General features: G+C 65.8%; 13 protein-coding genes. 4 read left to right on the top strand and 9 right to left on the bottom strand.

Annotated elements, in window-relative coordinates:
• Positions 1 to 2: 2 nt before the first annotated feature.
• Together ACTJK6_RS04610 and ACTJK6_RS04605 are read right to left on the bottom strand one after the other, a co-directional pair.
• Positions 3 to 1,835, bottom strand: coding sequence for an ABC transporter ATP-binding protein (locus ACTJK6_RS04610; RefSeq protein WP_440838426.1), 1,833 nt, complete (start codon positions 1,833 to 1,835; stop codon positions 3 to 5).
• 520 nt (positions 1,836 to 2,355) lie between these two features.
• Positions 2,356 to 4,035 carry an L-lactate permease gene (locus ACTJK6_RS04605; RefSeq protein ID WP_232042341.1) on the bottom strand — a complete coding sequence of 560 codons (1,680 nt, stop codon included), beginning with the start codon at positions 4,033 to 4,035 and terminating at the stop codon, positions 2,356 to 2,358.
• 260 nt (positions 4,036 to 4,295) lie between these two features.
• On the opposite strand from ACTJK6_RS04605, the gene ACTJK6_RS04600 reads away from it, so the two are divergent.
• The 3 genes from ACTJK6_RS04600 (at position 4,296) to ACTJK6_RS04590 (ending at position 11,167) form a co-directional block, all read left to right on the top strand.
• On the top strand, positions 4,296 to 6,659 hold the full coding sequence (locus ACTJK6_RS04600) for a patatin-like phospholipase family protein (protein WP_433866712.1): 2,364 nt from the start codon (positions 4,296 to 4,298) through the stop codon (positions 6,657 to 6,659).
• A gap of 168 nt (positions 6,660 to 6,827) precedes the next feature.
• On the top strand, positions 6,828 to 8,009 hold the full coding sequence (locus ACTJK6_RS04595) for an efflux RND transporter periplasmic adaptor subunit (RefSeq protein WP_440838425.1): 1,182 nt from the start codon (positions 6,828 to 6,830) through the stop codon (positions 8,007 to 8,009).
• Positions 8,010 to 8,011: 2 nt separating this feature from the next.
• Positions 8,012 to 11,167, top strand: coding sequence for a multidrug efflux RND transporter permease subunit (locus tag ACTJK6_RS04590; RefSeq protein ID WP_440838424.1), 3,156 nt, complete (start codon positions 8,012 to 8,014; stop codon positions 11,165 to 11,167).
• A 12-nt stretch (positions 11,168 to 11,179) separates the two neighbouring features.
• Here ACTJK6_RS04590 and ACTJK6_RS04585 read toward each other — a convergent pair whose 3' ends face one another.
• The 7 genes from ACTJK6_RS04585 to ACTJK6_RS04555 all read right to left on the bottom strand — a co-directional run bounded on the left by ACTJK6_RS04585 (position 11,180) and on the right by ACTJK6_RS04555 (position 17,592).
• On the bottom strand, positions 11,180 to 12,004 hold the full coding sequence (locus tag ACTJK6_RS04585) for an alpha/beta hydrolase (protein WP_440838423.1): 825 nt from the start codon (positions 12,002 to 12,004) through the stop codon (positions 11,180 to 11,182).
• The gene (locus ACTJK6_RS04580) at positions 12,001 to 13,287 is read right to left on the bottom strand and encodes an MASE1 domain-containing protein (RefSeq protein ID WP_440838422.1); all 1,287 of its coding nucleotides are present in this window, start codon (positions 13,285 to 13,287) and stop codon (positions 12,001 to 12,003) included. The genes ACTJK6_RS04585 and ACTJK6_RS04580 overlap by 4 nt, the downstream gene beginning before the upstream one ends.
• An 89-nt stretch (positions 13,288 to 13,376) precedes the next feature.
• Positions 13,377 to 14,018 (bottom strand): glutathione S-transferase family protein, encoded by a 642-nt coding sequence (locus ACTJK6_RS04575; protein ID WP_440838421.1) that lies wholly within the window; start codon positions 14,016 to 14,018, stop codon positions 13,377 to 13,379.
• A 52-nt stretch (positions 14,019 to 14,070) separates the two neighbouring features.
• Entirely contained in the window at positions 14,071 to 15,261 is a 1,191-nt protein-coding gene (locus tag ACTJK6_RS04570) for a PLP-dependent aminotransferase family protein (protein WP_440838420.1), read from the bottom strand.
• A 149-nt stretch (positions 15,262 to 15,410) separates the two neighbouring features.
• Positions 15,411 to 15,881, bottom strand: a complete 471-nt coding sequence (locus tag ACTJK6_RS04565; protein WP_004629056.1) for a RidA family protein — start codon at positions 15,879 to 15,881, stop codon at positions 15,411 to 15,413.
• 45 nt (positions 15,882 to 15,926) lie between these two features.
• Entirely contained in the window at positions 15,927 to 16,865 is a 939-nt protein-coding gene (locus ACTJK6_RS04560) for a DMT family transporter (RefSeq protein WP_440838419.1), read from the bottom strand.
• Positions 16,866 to 16,872: 7 nt separating this feature from the next.
• Positions 16,873 to 17,592 (bottom strand): alanyl-tRNA editing protein, encoded by a 720-nt coding sequence (locus ACTJK6_RS04555; RefSeq protein ID WP_440838418.1) that lies wholly within the window; start codon positions 17,590 to 17,592, stop codon positions 16,873 to 16,875.
• A gap of 130 nt (positions 17,593 to 17,722) precedes the next feature.
• On the opposite strand from ACTJK6_RS04555, the gene ACTJK6_RS04550 reads away from it, so the two are divergent.
• Positions 17,723 to 19,201 (top strand): aminotransferase-like domain-containing protein, encoded by a 1,479-nt coding sequence (locus tag ACTJK6_RS04550; RefSeq protein WP_232042350.1) that lies wholly within the window; start codon positions 17,723 to 17,725, stop codon positions 19,199 to 19,201.
• Positions 19,202 to 19,250: the final 49 nt, after the last annotated feature.

Below are 19,250 nucleotides of genomic sequence, written 5' to 3'. Positions count from 1 at the left end.
GCTCAATCCACCCCAACGAAACCGCCGGTCTGATGCGCCCACAGCCGCGCATACAGGCCGCCGTGTTCCAGCAGTTCCGCATGCGTGCCGCTCTCGACGATGCGCCCGCCATCAAGCACAACCAGGCGGTCCATGCGCGCGATGGTCGAGAGCCGGTGCGCGATGGCAATCACGGTCTTGCCCTGCATCAGCGTTTCCAGGCTTTCCTGGATGGCGGCTTCCACTTCCGAATCCAGCGCGGACGTGGCTTCGTCCAGGATCAGGATCGGCGCGTCCTTGAGCAGCACGCGCGCAATCGCGATGCGCTGCCGTTGACCGCCCGAGAGCTTCACCCCGCGTTCACCCACCAGCGCATCAAAGCCGCGTCGCCCTTGCACATCGGATAGCTGCGGGATGAACTCGTCGGCGCGGGCCCGACGCACCGCTTGCATCAACTCGGCCTCGGTGCTGTCGGGTTTGCCGTAGCGCAGGTTGTCGCGAATGGACCGGTGCAGCAGCGACGTGTCCTGCGTGACCATGCCGATCTGCTCGCGCAGGCTCTCTTGCGTCACGGCCGCAATGTCCTGACCGTCGACCAGAATGCGGCCGCGCTCCACGTCGTACAGGCGCAGCAGCAGATTCACCAGCGTCGATTTGCCCGCACCCGACGGGCCGACCAGGCCGATCCGTTCACCCGGGCGCACCACCAAGTCAAGCCCTTCGATCACGCCGCTGCCCTTGCCGTAGTGAAAGCCGACGTGCTCGAAGCGGACTTCGCCCCGCGTCACGTCCAGCGGCTTGGCATCGGGCTGGTCGATCACGGCGCGCGGCAGCGCGATGGTCTGCATGCCGTCCTGCACCTGCCCGACGTTTTCAAAGATGCCGTTGACCACCCACATGATCCAGCCCGACATGTTGTTGATGCGGATCACCAGCCCCGTGGTCAGCGCGATGGTGCCCGCGCTCACCCGGCCCTCGCTCCATAGCCACAGCGCGAGCGCCGACGTGCCAACGATCAGCAGGCCGTTCATCGCCGTAATGGTGAAATCCATGCCGCTGATCATGCGGCCGGACAGCCGGGTCTTGTCCGTCTGCTCGGCCATGGCGTCGCGCGCGTAGCTTTCTTCGTGCTGCGTATGCGCGAACAGCTTGAGCGTGGTGATGTTGGTGTAGCCGTCAACGATGCGGCCCATCAGCTTGGAGCGCGACTCCGTGGCGATGACCGATCGCGCCTTCACGCGCGGCACGAAGTAGCTCAGCGCCGCAATGTAGCAGCCGATCCACACCAGCAGCGGCACCACGAGCCACCAGTCGGCCCGGGCGAACAGCACCATCGCACTGATCGCGTAGATCACCACATGCCAGAGCGCATCCACGGACTGCACGGCGGAATCGCGCAGCGAGAAACCGGTCTGCATGATCCGTTGCGCAATGCGGCCGGCAAAGTCGTTCTGGAAAAACGTCAGGCTCTGCTTGAGCACGTAGCGGTGGTTCTGCCAGCGGATCAGGTTCGACAGGTTCGGGTTGATGACCTGATGCACGAGCACGTCGTGCAGCCCGAAGATGACCGGCCGCGCGATCAGCGCCACAAAGGCCATCCACAGCAGCTCGTTGCGGTGGCGGCCGAAGAACGCCGGGCCAGGTGTCGCCTGGATCATGTCGACGATGCGGCCCAGGAAGTCGAACAGCGCGACTTCAATCAGCGCGCCCAGCAACCCCACGACCAGCAAGAACGCGAACACGCCGCGCACTTCGCGCAGGAAGTAGGCGTAGAAGCGCCAGACATTGGCCGGAGGCTGGGTGTCAGGCAGCGGGCGAAACGGATCGATGAGCTTTTCCAGGCGGCGCAGCAGCATGTCGGGTCGGGGGGGGGGAAGAGGTGACCGACGCCCCAGGGCGGGACGTGCGCGGAAGAGCCGCCCATGATACGCGCGTGAAAGCGCCCTTGTTGGTGGGGTGGCTTACGGAGTCCAGGGCTCGGCGAGTGGAGCTTTTTGCTCGACAGGTCGAGCTCAGAGCTCGGCGCGTGAGGCTTTTTGCTCGGCGGTTGGAGCTCAGAGCTCGGCGCGCGAGGCTTTTTGCTCGGCGATTGGAGCTCAGAGCTCGGCGCGCGAGGCTTTTTGCTCGGCGGGTGGAGTTCAGAGCTCGACGCGCGAGGCTTTTTGCTCGGCGGGTGGAGTTCAGAGCTCGGCGCGCGAGGCTTTTTGCTCGACAGGTGGAGTTCAGAGCTCGGCGTGAGAGGCTATTTGCTCGCCGATTGGGGTTCAGAGCCTCAACCGTCATCGGTGGGAGGCGCCAAGCGCCCCGTGAGACGCATCGCGCCATGAAAAAAGCCGCTCGGTTGAGCGGCTTTCTTGTTTATCCGGGAGAGGGCGCTCAGTGCACCACAATCCGCGTGAACGGCTCCACGTAAGCCTGCAGGGTGATCATCAGGCCCACCAGGAAGGCCAGCGCCAGCGAGTGGAAGAACACGTAGCGCAGGATGTCGCCCTCGTGGCCGTACCACTTGGTGGCGGTGGAGGCCACGACGATGGACTGCGCATCGATCATCTTGCCCATCACGCCGCCCGAGCTGTTGGCTGCCGCCATGAGGATTGGCGACAAGCCGAGTTGCGTGGCCGTGGTCTTCTGCAGGCCGCCGAACAGCACGTTCGAGGCCGTGTCCGACCCCGTGAGCGCCACGCCCAGCCAGCCCAGCATCGTGCCGAACAGCGGGTACAGCACGCCGGTGTGGGCGAAGGCCAGGCCCAGCGTTGCGTCCAGACCCGAATAGCGGGTGAGATAGCCGATGCCGAACATCGCGCAGATGGTCAGCAGCGAATAGCGCGTGAGCTTGATGGTGTTCCAGTATTCCTTGACCATGCGCGGCACCGAGTAGCCCATCAGCAGGCCGCCCACGATGGCCGAGACCAGGATGCCCGTGCCCGCCATCGACAGCACATTGAAGAGGAACACCGCGCCTTCGGCGGTCTCCTTCGCGACCACCGGCGGGCCCTTGAGCACCATCTTGTCCAGACCGGGGATCGGGAACTTGAACTGCCACAGACCGTCGGCAAACGCCTTGAACTGCGGAATGCCCCAGATGAACACAAACACGGTCAGGATCACCCACGGCAGCCAGGCCTGCACGCGCGTGATCTTGGTATTGGCCTCAGCGCTGGTAGCGGCACGCGCCTCGGCGGCCGCTTCGGGATCGACGCTGGAGTTGTCCTCGCGGTTGCGCAGGGCGGTCGAGGTCCAGATCGTCTTGGGCTTCCATACCTTCAGGAACAGCGTGAGCGTGCCCATCGACACCAGCGCCGCAATCACGTCCACCAGCCACGGGCCGTGGAAGTTCGACACCAGGAACTGCGGAATGGCAAACGACACGCCCGCCACCAGGATCGCCGGCCAGATCTGCAGCATGCCGCGGAAGCCCGCGAACGCCCAGATCAGCCAGAACGGCACCAGCACCGAGAAGAACGGCAACTGGCGGCCAACCATGGCCGACAGCTTCAGCAAGTCCAGCCCCGTGACCGAGGCCAGCCCGATGAGCGGCGCGCCCAGTGCACCGTAGGCCACCGGGGCGGTGTTGGCGATCAGGGCCAGGCCAGAGGCGGCCAGCGGCGAGAAGCCCAGGCCGATCAGGATGGCACCCGTGACAGCCACCGGCGTGCCGAAGCCCGCTGCGCCCTCAAAGAAGGCACCAAAGCTGAACGCCACCAGCAGCAGTTGCAGGCGGCGGTCTTCGGTAATGCCGGAAATCGAGCTCTGTAAGACCTTGAACGACCCGTTCAAGGTGGTGAGCCGGTGCAGGAAGATGATGTTCAGGACGATCCAGCCAATCGGGAACAGGCCTGAAATGATGCCCAGGCCTGCTGCCTTGCCGGCCATTGCGGTCGGCATGCCGAACACGAACGAGGCGATCCCCACCCCGACAATCAGCGCCAACCCGGCCGCCAGATGGGCCTGCATGTGGAAGAACGCCAGCGAGCACAGCAGCACGGCAACCGGTATCCCGGCCGCTAAGGTTGACCACACGGCGCTGCCGAGCGGGTCATAGACTTGATTCCACATCTTGATCTCCTCCTGTTTGGGCGTTTCGGTTCTTCTCGATACCGAACGTCTTCTGCTGCCCCTTTTTCGCAGGGGCGAACGCGGATTGTAGGAACAAGCGTGTCCGGGCCACCGCAATATTCTGTCACTTTCGCCCTGAAAAGTATTCATCGGCTGCGGGGCGAGGGTTGACGCGGCGCACGCAATCGCACCGGGTAAATCCGGGTTGTGGAATCATTGCGCCTGCAACGCAGACCACCACCCCATTTCGCCCCCTATCCATGGCTTCTCTGACGGCCTTTCCGATTCGCCGACGCGGCTCCCGATGGGCTGCCGCCGTGCTCGCTGCAGGTGTGGCACTGGCGACGCTGTCGCCCGCCGTGCATGGCCAGACCGCGGCAGCGCCCGCGCAGGCGAACACCGAATCGACGCGGCCGCGTATCGGCCTGGTGCTCTCGGGCGGCGGGGCGCGCGGCTATGCGCATATTGGCGTGCTCAAGATGCTGGAGCGCATGCGCATTCCCGTGGATGTGATTGCCGCGACGAGCATGGGCGCCGTGGTGGGCGGGCTGTACGCCAGCGGCATGCGTGCGGATGCGCTGGAGCAGAAGCTCTCGCAGGTCGACCTGAGCGACATCGCCTTCGACCGCAACGATCGCGCCAAGCTGCCGCAGTCGCTGCGCGAGGATGATTTCCAGTATCCGATCGGCTTGTCCGCCGGCTATGGCGACGGCAAGCTCAAGCTGCCCGCCGGGCTGGTGCAGGGCAACCGCCTGCTCGCGCTGCTCAAGAACTGGACAGCGGAGTGGCCAGACAACATCGCGTTCTCGCGCCTGCCGATTCCGTTCAAGGCCATGGCGACGGATCTGGCCACGGGCGACGGGGTGATTCTCGACCACGGCTCGCTGCCGCTGGCCATGCGGGCCAGCATGGCGGTGCCGGGTCTGTTCGCACCCATCGAAGTGGGCGGCCGCACGCTGGTGGATGGCGGCCTGGTGAGCAACCTGCCCGTGCAGCTCGCGCGCGACATGGGCGCTGACATCATCATCGCCGTCAACATCGGGTCGGACTTGCAGCGGCCGGAAGACCTCGCCTCGCCAGCGGCGGTGACGCAGCAGATGATCACCATCCTCGTCGGCCAGAACGTGCGTGCGCAAAAGGCGCTGCTGCGCGGCAAGGATGTGTTGATCGAGCCGCAGCTCTCGGAGCTTTCGTTTACTGATTTCGCCAAGGGCCCGCAGGGCGTGCGGCAGGGCGAGCGCGCGGCGCAGGCCGTTGAGACCAAGCTCGCGGCGTTGTCGCTGTCGCCGCAGGCGTATGCCGCGTACCGCGCTGCCCATGAGCCGCAAGGCACGCTGGTGGCAGGCGCACGCATCGACGCTATTGATGTGACCACCAGCGGCCGGGTGCCGCCGGCACGTGTGCGCCAGTTGATCAAGGTGCGCGAAGGCGATGCGTATGACGCCGAGGCGCTCAACCGCGAGCTATCAGCGCTGGCCACCACGGGCGACTTCGAAACCGTCACGCAGCAGTTGGTGGAGGAGAACGGCGTGCATACGCTGAAGATCGACGCGCATGAAAAGTCGTGGGGCAACCAGTTCTTCCTGTTCGGGCTGGGCATGTCGACCAACTTCGACGGGCGTGGCGCGTTCAACGTCAACCTCGGCCATCGGTATCCGTGGCTCACGCAGAGCGGGCTGGAGTGGCGCAATGACATCGTGCTCGGCAGCAACCGGGCGAGCATCCATACCGAGTTGCGACAGCCGCTGTGGCAGGCGCGCGGGTTCTACGTGGCGCCGTATGCCGAGTACTCGCGCCGCAGATCGGATCTCTACTTTGACGATCAGCCGCCTACCCGGGACGCCAAGCCGTTCAACAACCTGACCATCGAGACGGCGCGCGCCGGCGTTGACCTGGGCATCCCGTTGGGCCGCAAGGGTGAACTGCGCCTGGGCGTGAACTACGTCAGGAAGGCAGCGACGTTCAATTACCTGGAGCTGATCGCGGACGAGTCCGGGAATATCGTGGATGCGACGGCCTTAGACACCTTGCGCGCCCAGCAGCCGGCCTTTCGCGCCCAGCTCACGCTGGACCAGCTCGACGATCCGCTGTTTCCGCGCAGCGGCTATTACTTTTACAGCAGCGTGGAGGCGGGCTTCGGTTCGCTCGACAAGAAGTTCAACACCGCCCAGGCCAAGAGCCTATGGGCGACGAGCCACGGCCGCCACACGTTCAATGTGGCGTTGGAAGGGGCGGGCCTGTTCGGCGTCAACAGCCCGACGCGCGAGAACGGCGGCAACACGGGCAACGGCGCCAACGAGGGCTTCTTCCTGGGTGGCTTCCAGCATCTCTCGGCCTATGCGCAGGATCAGTTCAACGGCCAGTACATGCTGTACGGGCGCCTGACCTATCTGTACGACCTTCGTATCGACGATCTGCTCGGCCTGCGCGCGCCGGTGTTCGGCGCCAGCGCGGAAGCCGGCAACGTCTGGCAGTTGCGCAACAACTTCGGGCGGGGTCCTTACCTGAAGAGCGGCAGCGTATTCGTTGGCGGCAACAGCCCGATCGGGCCGCTGTATTTCGGTTTTGCGGTGGCGCCGCAGGGCGTGTGGAACGTGTACCTGCAGCTCGGCCGCGTCTTCTGAAACAGCATCAAAGGGGAACCGCGTGCCTGCCCGCGCAGGCAGTGCTTGCTTCGTAAGGTCTTGATCAGATTGAAAAATCAATCGATCAGCTTGCGGCGGATGTGCGTGCTAGCCTTCCGCTTCGCTTTTTCAAGACCTCGGGCGCGGTCGCGCCCAGCCCCCTTTCTCATGATGTTCTGCGTGTTGTTCTGTCGTTTCCGTTCGTCCCGGTGGTTGCTGTGCGCGTGCGCGTTGGCTGTGTTGCAGGCGTGCGGCAAGCATGCTGATGAAGCCGCGAGGCCTGCTGGTCCGCCGGAGGTCGAGTTTGCCGTTGCACAACGCTCCGATGCGCCGCTGGTGACCGAACTGCCCGGCCGCCTGGAGCCGTATCGCACGGCGGAAGTGCGTGCGCGCGTCGACGGCATCGTCCTCAAGCGCGCCTACGAAGAAGGGCAGGTGGTCAAGGCCGGACAGGTGCTGTTCCGCATCGACCCGGCACCGCTCAAGGCGCAGGTGGACGCCGCACAAGGTGCGCTCGCCCGTGCGCAGGCGCAACTCGCCATCGCCCATGACAAGGCTGCGCGTTACAAGGGGCTGGCCGCCACGCGCGCCGTGAGCGAGCTGGAATACGCTGAAGCGCAAGCCGCCGAACGTCAGGCCGCAGCGGACGTGGTGTCCGGCCGCGCTGCGCTGGAAACCGCGCAACTGCGCCTGGGCTATGCCACCGTCTCCGCCCCGATTGGTGGCCGCTCGCGCCGCGCACAGGTGACCGAAGGCGCGCTGGTCAAGGAGGACGCTGCCACGCCGCTCACCACGGTCGAGCAGATCGACCCGATCTATGTCGACTTTGCGCAGCCCGCTGCCGAGGTCCTGGCCTTGCAGCGCGCGCTCAAGACGGGCCAGGCCGCTGCATTGAGCGGTCAGGATATCGGCGTGCAAGTCATCCTGAGCGATGGCGTGGCGTACGAGCGCCCGGGCAAGCTGCTGTTCTCGGATCTGGCGGTGGATCGTGCGACAGATAACGTCTCAATGCGCGCCGTGCTGCCCAACCCCGATGGCCTGCTGCTGCCCGGCATGTACGTGCGCGTGAAGCTCTCGCACGCCGTGCAGCAGGGCGCTGTGACCATTCCGAAGGGCGCGTTGCACCGTGATCGTCATGGCGCGACGGTGTTTGTGGTGCAGGCAGACAACACGCTGGCGGCTCGATCCGTTGCTGCGCAAACGTTGGCTGGCGATCAATGGCTGGTGACGAGCGGCCTGTCCGGTGGAGAGCGCCTCGCCATTCCAGGCATGCAGACGTTGGAAGCCGGCATGGCGGTCAAGCCTGTGCCTGCTGCACCGCCCGCCGACACGAAGCTGAAGAAGGGCTGACCATGGCGCGCTTCTTTATCGACCGCCCGGTCTTTGCCTGGGTGATTGCGCTGGCCATCATCCTGGCCGGCGTGCTCGCGTTGCCCAAGCTGCCGGTGGCGCAGTATCCGAACATCGCGCCGCCCAACGTGAGCATCTCTGCCACCTACCCGGGCGCGTCCGCGCGCACGGTGGAGAGTGCCGTCACCGCCATCATCGAGCGCGAGATGAACGGTGCGCCGGGGCTGCTGTACATGTCGTCGTCGTCTGATGCGGCGGGCAATGTGTCGATCAACCTCTCGTTCACGCAGGGCACGAGCCCCGATCTTGCGGCGGTGGAGGTGCAGAACCGGCTGAAGATCGTCGAAGAACGCCTGCCCGAGGTCGTGCGCCGCAACGGCATCCGCATCGAGAAGGCGGCCGAGAACTACATGATGTATCTGTCGCTGACGGCCGAGCGCGGGCGCTTCGACGGCATCGACCTGGGCGACCTCGCTTCGTCTGATTTGATTCCGCAGTTGCGCCGCGTGCCGGGCGTGGGCACCGCGCAGTTGTTCGATGCGGAATACGCCATGCGCATCTGGCCCGATGCCGACAAGCTGACCGCACTGGGCCTCACCGCCGGCGACCTGAGCGATGCCGTGCGCCGCTACAACGCGCGCATCACCGTGGGTGAAATCGGGAGTGGGGCCGTGCCGGGCAGCGCGCCCATCAACGCGAGCGTGACCGGCGACGATGGGCTGACCACGCCGGACGCATTCGGCCAGATTCCCCTGCGTGCGGATGCGCAGGGCCGCATGGTGCTGCTGCGCGATGTGGCGCGCGTGGAGCTGGGCGGCAGCGATTACCTGTACCTCTCGCGCATGAACGGCAAGCCCGCCACGACCATCGGCATCAAGCTCGCCCCCGGCGCCAATGCCGTGGGCGTGGCCAAGCGCGTGCGTGCGGTGCTGGACGAAGCGCAGGCGCATTTCCCGCCCGGCGTGCGCTACGAGGTGGCGTACGACAGCTCGCGCTTTGTCGGCATCGCCATCGAGCAGGTGGTCAAGACGCTGCTCGAAGCCGTGGTGCTCGTGTTCCTGGTGATGATGCTGTTCATGCAGAACCTGCGCGCGACGCTCATCCCGACATTGGTCGTGCCGATTGCGTTGCTGGGCACGTTTGCGGTGATGCTGCCGATGGGTTTTTCCATCAACGTGCTGACGCTGTTCGGCCTGGTGCTGGCCATCGGCATCCTGGTCGACGATGCCATCGTGGTGGTGGAAAACGTCGAACGCGTGATGCATGAAGACGGGCTCTCGCCGCGCGAGGCGACGGCCAAGGCGATGCGCCAGATCAGCGGGGCCATCGTCGGCATCTCGCTGGTGCTGACGGCGGTGTTCGTGCCGATGGCGTTCTTTGGCGGCGCGGTCGGCAATATCTACCGGCAGTTTTCGCTGTCGCTGGCGGTGTCGATGGTGTTCTCGGCATTCCTGGCATTGACGCTCACGCCCGCGCTTTGCGCAACGCTGCTCAAGCCGGTGCGGGCCGGCCACGGTGCCGAGCGCAAGGGCTTCTTCGGCGCATTCAATCGGGGTTTTGCGCGGTTGACGACGCGCTACCAAGGCGGCGTTGCCAGGCTGCTGAACCGCACGGGCCGCGCGCTGGTGGCTTACGGCGCCGTCATCGGCGTGGTGGTGCTGCTGTTCACGCAACTGCCGACGGCCTTCCTGCCCGAAGAAGACACCGGCGAATTCATGACCGTCGTCATGCTGCCGACCGGCGCCACGCAGGCACAGACACTCGACGTCGTGCGGCAGGCGGAGCAGCACTTCATGACGCAGGAGCCGGCGGTGGCGTCCACGCTGGCCATCACGGGCTTCAGCCTGTACGGCAACGGCCAGAACGCGGCCATGCTGTTCCTGACGCTCAAGGACTGGAAGCAACGCAAGGGCGCTGACCAGCACGTCGATGCCGTGGTCGGGCGAGCCAATGCGGCGTTCGGCAAGATCAAGGGCGCGATGGTCATGGCGATGAACTCGCCCGCGCTGCCGGAGCTGGGCAGCAAGCCCGGCTTCGACCTGCGTCTGCAAGACCGCGGCGGTGCTGGTTACGAACGCCTGGCGCAAGCGCGCGACCACATGCTGGCCGAAGCCGCGAAGCATCCGGCGCTGTCGGAAGTCACGTTTGCGGGCCAGGGCGATGCGCCGCAGGTGCTGATCGATGTGGACCGCAAGAAGGCGCTGTCGATGGGCGTGTCGATTGAGGACATCAACCGCACGCTGGCCGTGATGTTCGGCTCCGACTACGCGGGTGATTTCGTCTACCGCAACCAGGTGCGTCGTGTGATCGTGCAGGCCGACGGCAAGCAGCGCGTCTCGGTCGAGCAGCTTGGCCGCATGCATGTGCGCAATGCGGCGGGGGCGATGGTGCCGCTCTCCGCGTTCACCACCACGAAGTGGATCGTCGGGCCGCTCAAGCTCGACCGCTACAACGGCTTTCCGGCCATGACGATCACCGGCTCGCCCGCGCCGGGTCATAGCTCCGGCGAGGCGATGGCGGCGATGGAGTCGATTGCGCGCGGCCTGCCCGAAGGTTTCGGCTACGAGTGGACAGGGCAGTCGTTCGAGGAGCGCCTGTCGGGCGCGCAGGCGCCGGCGCTGTTTGCGTTGTCGATCCTCGTCGTGTTTCTGTGCCTCGCGGCGTTGTACGAAAGCTGGTCGATTCCGCTGGCGGTCATGCTGGTGGTGCCGCTGGGGGTGCTGGGCGCGCTGCTGGGTGCCACGCTGCGTTTCCTGCCCAACGACATCTATTTCAAGGTCGGGCTCATTGCCACCATCGGCCTGTCGGCCAAGAACGCGATCCTGATCATCGAAGTGGCCAAGGACTTGGTGGCGCAAGGCATGGGGCTGATAGAAGCCACGCTGGAGGCCGCGCGTCTGCGCTTCCGGCCGATCGTGATGACGTCGCTGGCGTTTGCGTTTGGCGTCGTGCCGCTGGCAATTGCGACCGGCGCGGCATCGGCCAGCCAGTGTGCCATCGGCACGGGCGTGCTGGGTGGGATCATCACGGCGACGGTGCTGGCGGTGTTCCTGGTGCCGGTGTTCTTTGTGGTGGTGCGGGGCGTGTTCAAGGGCAGCGAGCGGCAGCGCCGGCTGGACGCGGCGCACGAGCACGAGACTGCTGGGCCAGCCGCCTGATCGGCGGCATCGTCAATCTGCGGCGGCTGGGCCTTTGCGCCTGGCCGCTGTCGGGTCGAAACCGAAGAAGCCGAGGACCTCTGCGGCGACCTGATCGCGGTCGTTGTCTACGCAGATCATGTGGTAGCTGTTCTCCAGCACCACGCTGCGCGCATGGGGCAGGGTGGCCTGCAGCGTTTCGGCGGAGCGCAGGCTGGTGAGCTCGTCTTCGCGCGAATGGATCACCAGCGTCTGGCATTGCGTGTCGGGCGCCCCCGCCACTGCCCAGCGTCGCAGCCGGTCCACCTGCCGAATGCATGCCAGCGGCACCCACGGGTAGTGGAAGCTGTCGCCGCGTGCGAGCTTGGCTTTAATGATCCGCCGCAATAGCGGATTCTTGATGCCGAACGGCTCGTCCTCTTCCACGCGCATGCGCGCCGCCATGCCCGGGATGCGATAGACCACGTAGCGCAGATCCCGATACCACGGCGTCGACCAGCCATCGATATGGATCGGCGTGGCGAGTAGCGCCAGCCTGTCCTCCGGGCGCGCAATGCCATGCCGGACCCGGTGCGCCAGCACGAGCGCCAGCAATGCGCCCATGCACATTCCGGCGATATGCACGGTGTCGTGCTCGGCGACGAGCTGCTCATACGTTTGCGTGAGCGTTTCAAGCCACGCCTCGGCGGGCATGTGAATCAGGTCTTCGGGGCGCGTGCCGTGGCCGGGCAAGGTTGGCACGTGCGTGACCGCGCCGGCATTGCGCAGCGCTTTCTGCAGCACGCCCACGTCGTAGGCCGTACCGCCCAGACCATGGATCAGCAGCACAGCCGTGCTGCCGGACGCGGATGCCGTCACAGTGCCGTCTCGACCGACCAGGTACCGGTGACGAGCGCCATGTTGCCCACGGCGTCCATCAGCGGGCCACCGGTATCCACCACGGTGTGCAGCGTGCCGTCGCGTGCTGTGATGCGCAGCGTCTGGCGGCGCGCGGGCATGGCGGCCTCGTCACCCTGCGCGGCTTCTCCCAGCCAACGTGCACGCAGCGCGTCGCGGTCATCCGGGTGCACCAGTTGCAGTACGGTGGAGATCGACGCCATGCTTGCGGGTTCGTGTCCGAACACGAGCACAATGTCGCCGCCCCAGTCGATGCGGCCGCTCGCCGGGTCGATGGTGTAGACGAGCTGGCCCGACGTCGCCAACGCCAGCTCCACGCGGTTCTGCCACTGCGCGCTTTGCTCGTGCAGTTGTTCGCGCGTGGTTTTGAGCGCGCTCACCAGGAGCACCAGCAGCGCGGCAATGCCCAGGTACAGTTGCGCTTCCAGCAGCGACTGGCCATAGTGGTGGTCCAGCACGGCGAACGGGCCGTCGCCCTCGGCGGTTTGCGTGAGCGCCACCAGCGTGAGCAGCAGCACGGCCATCGAGCCGCCGCGGCCGCCCCACAGCAGGGCCACCACCACGGCAAAGAACAGCGGGACGTACGTCAGTGCAAAGCCGATGCCGTCGCCAAACTTGGCATCGCTGTTGCCGTCGAAGATGACGTACGCCGACAGCGCCAGCGCAATCGCGGCCGCCAGACCGAGCAGGAAATCCGTGCGGTCCGTGCCACCCGAGCGGAACGCGCGAAAGCGGGACCATGCCGCGAGCACCGGCGTGACGATCAGCACGCCCAGGAAATCCGATGCCGCCCAGATGCGCAGGACGTGCCCGAACGCGCCGCCTTGCGACCACGCAAACCATGCCGCCCCGAACAGCGCTCCGAGCAGTGCACTGACCGCGCCGGCCACCAGCATCGCGCGCACGAAATAGAGCCCCTCAAGCGGCACGCGCGCCAGCCGCACCAGCGCCACGGCCAGCGCTGCGCTGCCCGCTTCGTCGAGCACAAAGAGCATCGCGTGGGCCGGGTTGGTGTGTTCAATGGCGGCCAGCGCCAGTTGCGCCACGGCAAACGCTGCCCCCAGCCCCGGCCATTCGCGGTAAGGCCGCAGCATGAATGCAGCCATGGTCACGCCCGCCGGCAGCCATATGTAGCCCGTCATGTCGACCGGCCCATTCAGCCGGTGCGACACGATGGCGGCAACCAGGTAAAGCGCGCCCCAGAGGATCGTGGCGACGGTGGTGGAAGGTCGGTTCAATGGCATCCGGGTTTCCCTCGGTGAAAACAAAAAACCGCGCCGGCTTGGGTGCCGTGCGCGGTTGGTGATGCTACCGCAATCGGTTTCGGGCGGGCTTAGACCACGGGCAGCGCCAGGACTTCGCGCGCGGCGCGCCGGTCGCGCAGTTCGGCCATCCAGCGCTCGAGGTTCGGTCGCGCGGGGCGGTCCATCGGCAAGCCGAGCCAGCGGTGCGTGGCGCAGCCGCAGACGATGTCGGCCATGGTGAAGCGGCGGCCGGCCACGTAGGGCTGCTTGGCCAGCACGGCTTCAAGAATGGCGGTACTGCGCTCGGCCGCCTGGCGCGAGCGTTCAATGCGTGCGGCGTCGCGCTGGTCTTCTGGCGTGCGCACGAGCTGCATGAACGCATCCACCATCGACGGGCTGTATGACGTGGTCTGCCAATCCATCCAGCGGTCGGCATCGGCGCGCTCGTGAAGTTCGAGCGGGTAGAGATTGCCCGGGCCGTAGCGCGCCGAAAGATAGCGCACGATGGCGTTGGATTCCCACAGCACGAAGCGCGTATCGCCGGAATCGTTCAGGCCGTCTTCGATGACGGGGATCATGCCGTTCGGGTTCATCGCCTTGAATTCCGGCGTGTCGACGCCGCCGAAGGCGCCACCGACGTCGATGCGCTCATGGTCCAGCGATAGCTCATGCGCGCACCAGACGACCTTCTGAACGTTGACCGAAGAGAGTCTTCCCCAGATCCGCAGCATCGACGACGGCTCCTTTCTTGAATGAAATGGATGGAATGGATCGTTAGGTAATTTAGGCGGCCTTGGGCGTGAGCGCAGCGATTTCTGCGCGGATCAACTCGCCCAGCACGGCAATGCCTTGCTCGATGCGCTCCGGCGCCACCGTCACGAACGCCAGCCGCAAGGTATTGCGACGCGGCGCATTGGCATAGAACGGCGCGCCCGGCACGAACGCCACATTGCGCGCGACGGCCTTTTCCAGCAGCGCCATCGTGTCGATGCCTTCCGGCACTTCCACCCAGATGAACATGCCGCCTTCCGGGCGGTTCCAGTGCACGCCGGCCGGCATGTGACGCGTGAGCGAATCGAGCATCGCTTCGCATTGCTTGCCGTAGAGGGTTCGGATGCTCGGGATGTGCGTGTCGAGCAGCCCGGTCTTCAGCACCTCGTACGCCACGCGCTGCGTGAAGCTGGGCGTGTGCAGATCCGATGCCTGCTTGGCCTGCACGAGTTTGAAGTGGATGTGTTCGGGCGCAATGATGTAGCCCAGGCGCATGCCCGGTGCCAGGATCTTCGAGAACGAGCCCATGTAGATCACGCCGTCCGGATTGAGCGAGCGCAGCGAGGGCAAGGCGTCGCCGGTGTAGCTGAGTTCGCCGTACGGGTCGTCTTCAACGAGCAGCACGCCGAGTTCCTTCGCGCGGGCCACCAAGGCTTGGCGGCGGTCCAGCGGCAGGCGGCGGCCGGTCGGGTTCTGGAAGTTCGGGATCGTGTAGAAGAAGCGCGCGCCGGCTGCCAGTTCCGGCGTGAGCGCGTCGGGCAGCAGGCCTTTGTCATCGGTGGCGATGGACGTATAGGTCGGCTCGAACAGCGAGAACGCCTGCAGCGCGCCCAGGTACGTCGGCGTTTCGACTAGCACCTTGCTTTGCGGGTCGATGAAGATCTTGCCGAGCAGGTCCAGCCCCTGCTGCGAGCCCGTGGTGATCAGCACGCGCGAGGCGGTGGTGCCATGACGCTGGGCAATCCATTCGCGCAGCACCGACAGGCCTTCGGTGGGCGTGTACTGCAGCGAGGCCTGCGGGTTGTCGGCAAACATGCGGGCGCACGCCGCCTGAATCGCTTCGACCGGGAAGGTGAGCGGGGCGGGCAGGCCGCCGGCAAACGAAATGACCTCAGGACGTTCGGTGATCTTGAGGATTTCCCGGATCGCCGAGCTGGTCAGTTTCTGAGCGCGGCTGGAGAAGGTGCAGGCAGTGTGGTCCATGGTGTGGTCCTAGTGTTGCGGCGCCCACCTCGTGAGCGGGCGCCGTGGGTGGGCAAAGCGAAAAGAATAGCAGGCAACCAGCCCATCCAACATTGGGCCGTCACCTTAGAGACTGCGGGAAAAAGCGTCGCTCAGATCGCTCAGATCGCTCAGGCGACTTCGGCAATCAGCTCGATCTCGACGCATGCGCCGAACGGAATCTGCGCGACACCGAAGGCGCTGCGGGCGTGCTTGCCGGCGTCGCCAAACACGTCGGCGAACAGTTCCGATGCACCGTTGGTCACCAGGTGCTGCTCGGTGAACTCCTGCGTGGAGTTGACCAGGCTCATGACCTTGACGATGCGCTTGACGCGGCTGAGGTCACCGCCCAGGTGCGTGTTCAGCGTGGCGATCAGGTCGATGGCGATGGCGCGTGCGGCGGCCTTGCCTTGCTCGGTGGTCATGTCGGCGCCCAGCTTGCCAACCCACGGCTTACCGTCTTTCTTGGCGATGTGGCCGGACAGGAAGACCTGGTTGCCGGTTTGCGCGGCCATGACGTAGGCGGCGGCGGGGGCGCCGGCGGCGGGCAGTTCGATGCCGAGTTGCTTGAGCTTGGCCTGGGCGTCGTGCGAGGCGGTCATGAAGACTCCTTGGTAGGTGCGGTCAACAAAAGAGGGAAGACGTTGCTATCGGCGTACCGACGTGCGCCGGCCGATGCCGACCACGGCAATCACGGCCAGCGCAAACAGCACGGTGGGCGTGTCGAGCGATTCGCCCAGCAGCAGCCAGCCGCCAATCAACGTCATGAAAGGTTGCAGCAATTGTATCTGGCCGACCCGCGCAACACCGCCTGCTGCCAGGCCGGAGTACCAGAACAGGAAGCCGATGAACATGGAGAAGGCCGACACGTAAGCCAGCCCCATCCAGGCGCGGGACGACGCATGCGCCAGTGCCTCGGCCTGATGTGTGGACGGCAACCATGCCAGCGCCCCAACCAGCGGCAGCAGCACGGGCAGGGAGACGACCAGCGCCCAGGCAATCGTCTGCGTGCCGCCCAGATCGCGCGCGAGCCTGCCGCCGGTCGCATAGCCGAGGGCGCCCGTCACCATGGCGGCGAAGAGGAGCCAATCGGCGCGGTGCAGGGCGCCCGCACCTTGCAGCAGCGCAAATGAAACAACGAGCACGCTACCAATGACCGCGCACAGCCAGAACCCACTGGACGGCCGCTCGCGCCCGAACCACGCGGCAAAGATGGCCGTCGCAAGCGGCAGCAGGCCGGTAATGATGGCGCCATGGGCGGCCGGCACATCGCGCATCGCCAGCGACGAGAACAGCGGAAAGCCCACCACTACACCCATCGCCGTCACTGCCAGTTGCCACCATTGATTGCCGCGCGGGCGCTTGCCGGCCGAGAACGCGCCCGTGGCGGCGAGGAGCACCAACGCCAGCACGCTCGCCAGCACCGCCCGCGCCAGCGCCACGAAGGTGGCATCCAGCTCGGCGACTGCCATGCGCGTGAACGGCAGCGTCTGGCTGAAGATGGCCACGCCGATGAAGCCGAGCAGCAGGCCGCGGCGTTCGGCGTGGTCAAGGGGTGCCATGGGCAGGGCGGCGGACTTGTTCATGGGGGGCTCAATCTGCGAACGCCACGGCGACGCGTCGGTTCTGGCGGCTTTTCTTTTCGATCTTGGTGACGACCACGCGGCCGATTTCACCGGTGGCCCGTACATGGGTGCCGCCGCACGGTTGGCGGTCGATGCCATCGATGTGGATGATGCGGATGGCCGAGGCGCCTGCCGGCGGCGCCGCGCCGATGGTGCGCACGAGTTCGGGCTGGGCGGCCAGTTCTTCTGGCGTGATCAGGTCGATGCGCACCGGCGTGTTGCGGCCGATGAGTTCATTCAGCTGCGTGGTGAGCGTGTCGCGGTCGAGCGTCGATTCCGGCAGGTCGAAATCGATGCGGCCGGCGTCTGGCGAGATGCCGCAGCCCGTGACGGGCACGGGAATCAGCGAACCCAGCAGGTGCAGGCACGTATGCAGCCGCATCAGGCGATGGCGGCGGTCCCAATCGATGGTGGCCGTGACCGGTGTGCCGGGCGTGAGCAGCGAGAGGTCTGCGTTGTCGGCAGGCACGTGCAGAACGGTTTGGCGATCGGCGCTGTAGACGGTGTCGGCAATCGCAATGGTTTGCCCATCTGCCCGGACCAGCGTGCCGGTGTCGCCGGCCTGGCCGCCGCTGCGGGCATAGAACACCGTGGCGTCCAGTTCAATCCCTTCCGGATGCACGGCGACGACGGTGGCGTCGCAAGCGGTGCGGTAGGCGTCTTCGTCAAAGCGTTTCAACGTTGGCATGGCGGCAGTCTCCGATTCGCTGGGGGCGGAATTCTGACCTTGATCCTACCGAACTGCCTCTGTACAGTACCTGTACACTTTGTCGTGGCGCTTTCTGTACAGTTTTCGGCGCGCTTGAGCCTACCCCGTCATGAATCCCACCTCCCACATCATCAGCCTGGATGCCCGCCGCGCGGCCGCCCGCCCGGCGGCGGAGCAATTGCCCGACCCGATTCCTTCGGCGCAGATGACGCTGGTGGATCAACTCACCGAATGGGCGCGGATGCGCATTGATGAGCGCGTGTTTCGGGCGGGCATGCGCATGCCGTCGATCCGGCAGCTGGCCCAGGAGAAGAGCATTTCGCGGTTCACCGTGGTGGAGGCGTACGAGCGGCTGGTGGCGCAGGGGTATCTGGAGTCGCGCCGCGGTTCGGGCTTCTACGTGAAAGAGCGTCAAGCGCTGCTGCCCGAGGAGCCGGTCGCGCCGCCGCCGACCGCCGCACGCAAGATCGACGTGACCTGGCTGCTGCGGAACATGTTCCATTCGGCCGAGCCACGCAAGGCGCCGGGTGTGGGCTTCTTGCCCAACGGGTGGCTGGACGGCGAGCTGATCGCCAACGCGCTGCGCTCGCTGGGGCGACTGAACGGCAACCAATTTCTGTCGCTGGGCACGCCGCAGGGCTTCTTGCCGCTGCGCCAGCAACTGCAAACGCGGCTGGCCGAGCTGGAAATTGGTGCGCGACCCGAGCAGATCGTGGTGACCTCGGGGATCACAGCCTCACTCGACCTGATTGCGCGTCAGTATGTGCAGCCGGGCGACACGGTGCTCGTGGGCGATCCGGCGTGGTTTCTGATGTTCGGGCGCTTTGCCGCCCAGGGTGCGCAGGTGATTGGTGTGCCCTATACCACTGAGGGGCCGGACCTGGTCGCGCTGGAAGGGTTGGTGCAGGCGCGTCGCCCCAAGCTGCTGGTCATCAACTCGATCCTGCACAACCCGACCGGTACGTCGCTCTCGGCTGCCAAGGCATTCCAGCTGTTGCGGTTGGCTGAGCAGTACGGCTTTCTGATCGTTGAAGACGACATTTATGGCGATCTTGCACCGCCCGGTTATCAGGCGACGCGGCTTGCAAGCCTGGATCAGTTGCGCCGGGTGATTTACCTGAACAGCTTTTCGAAAACGCTGGCGGTGAACTTGCGCGTGGGTTTCATTGCCTGCCATCCGGAACTGGCCAAGAACCTGACCGATGCCAAGCTGCTGACAGGGTTTGCCACGCCCGAGATCAACGAACGCGTGCTCTACAAGATCCTCACCGAAGGCCAATATCGCAAGCACGTTGAACGCGTGCGCGGCCGCCTGGACCGTGCGCGCGATGCCGTGCAGCGGAACCTCGAGCGCATGGGCCTGAAGCTGTTTGCGCAGCAGGGCGCGGGCATGTTCCTCTGGGCCGATACCGGGCAGGACACCAACGCCATTGCCCGGGCGGGGCACGAGCAGGGCTATGTGTTTGCGCCGGGGAGCTTGTTCTCGCCGTCGCAGATGCCGTCGACGTGGATGCGCTTCAATATCGCGACCAGCGCGGATCCGGACATGCTGCGGTTCCTGGCGGAGCAGCTCGATCGCGGGTCTTGAAAACTACGCGCCACGCCCTATCTAGCCTCACAAATTCATGCGGGCGCAC

It is taken from the genome of Ralstonia sp. 22086, from assembly GCF_052045975.1.
GTDB classification, from domain to species: Bacteria; Pseudomonadota; Gammaproteobacteria; order Burkholderiales; family Burkholderiaceae; genus Ralstonia; species Ralstonia wenshanensis.
Note: the sequence above shows the minus strand (reverse complement) of the source record. Positions and strands in the feature narration are given on the sequence as shown.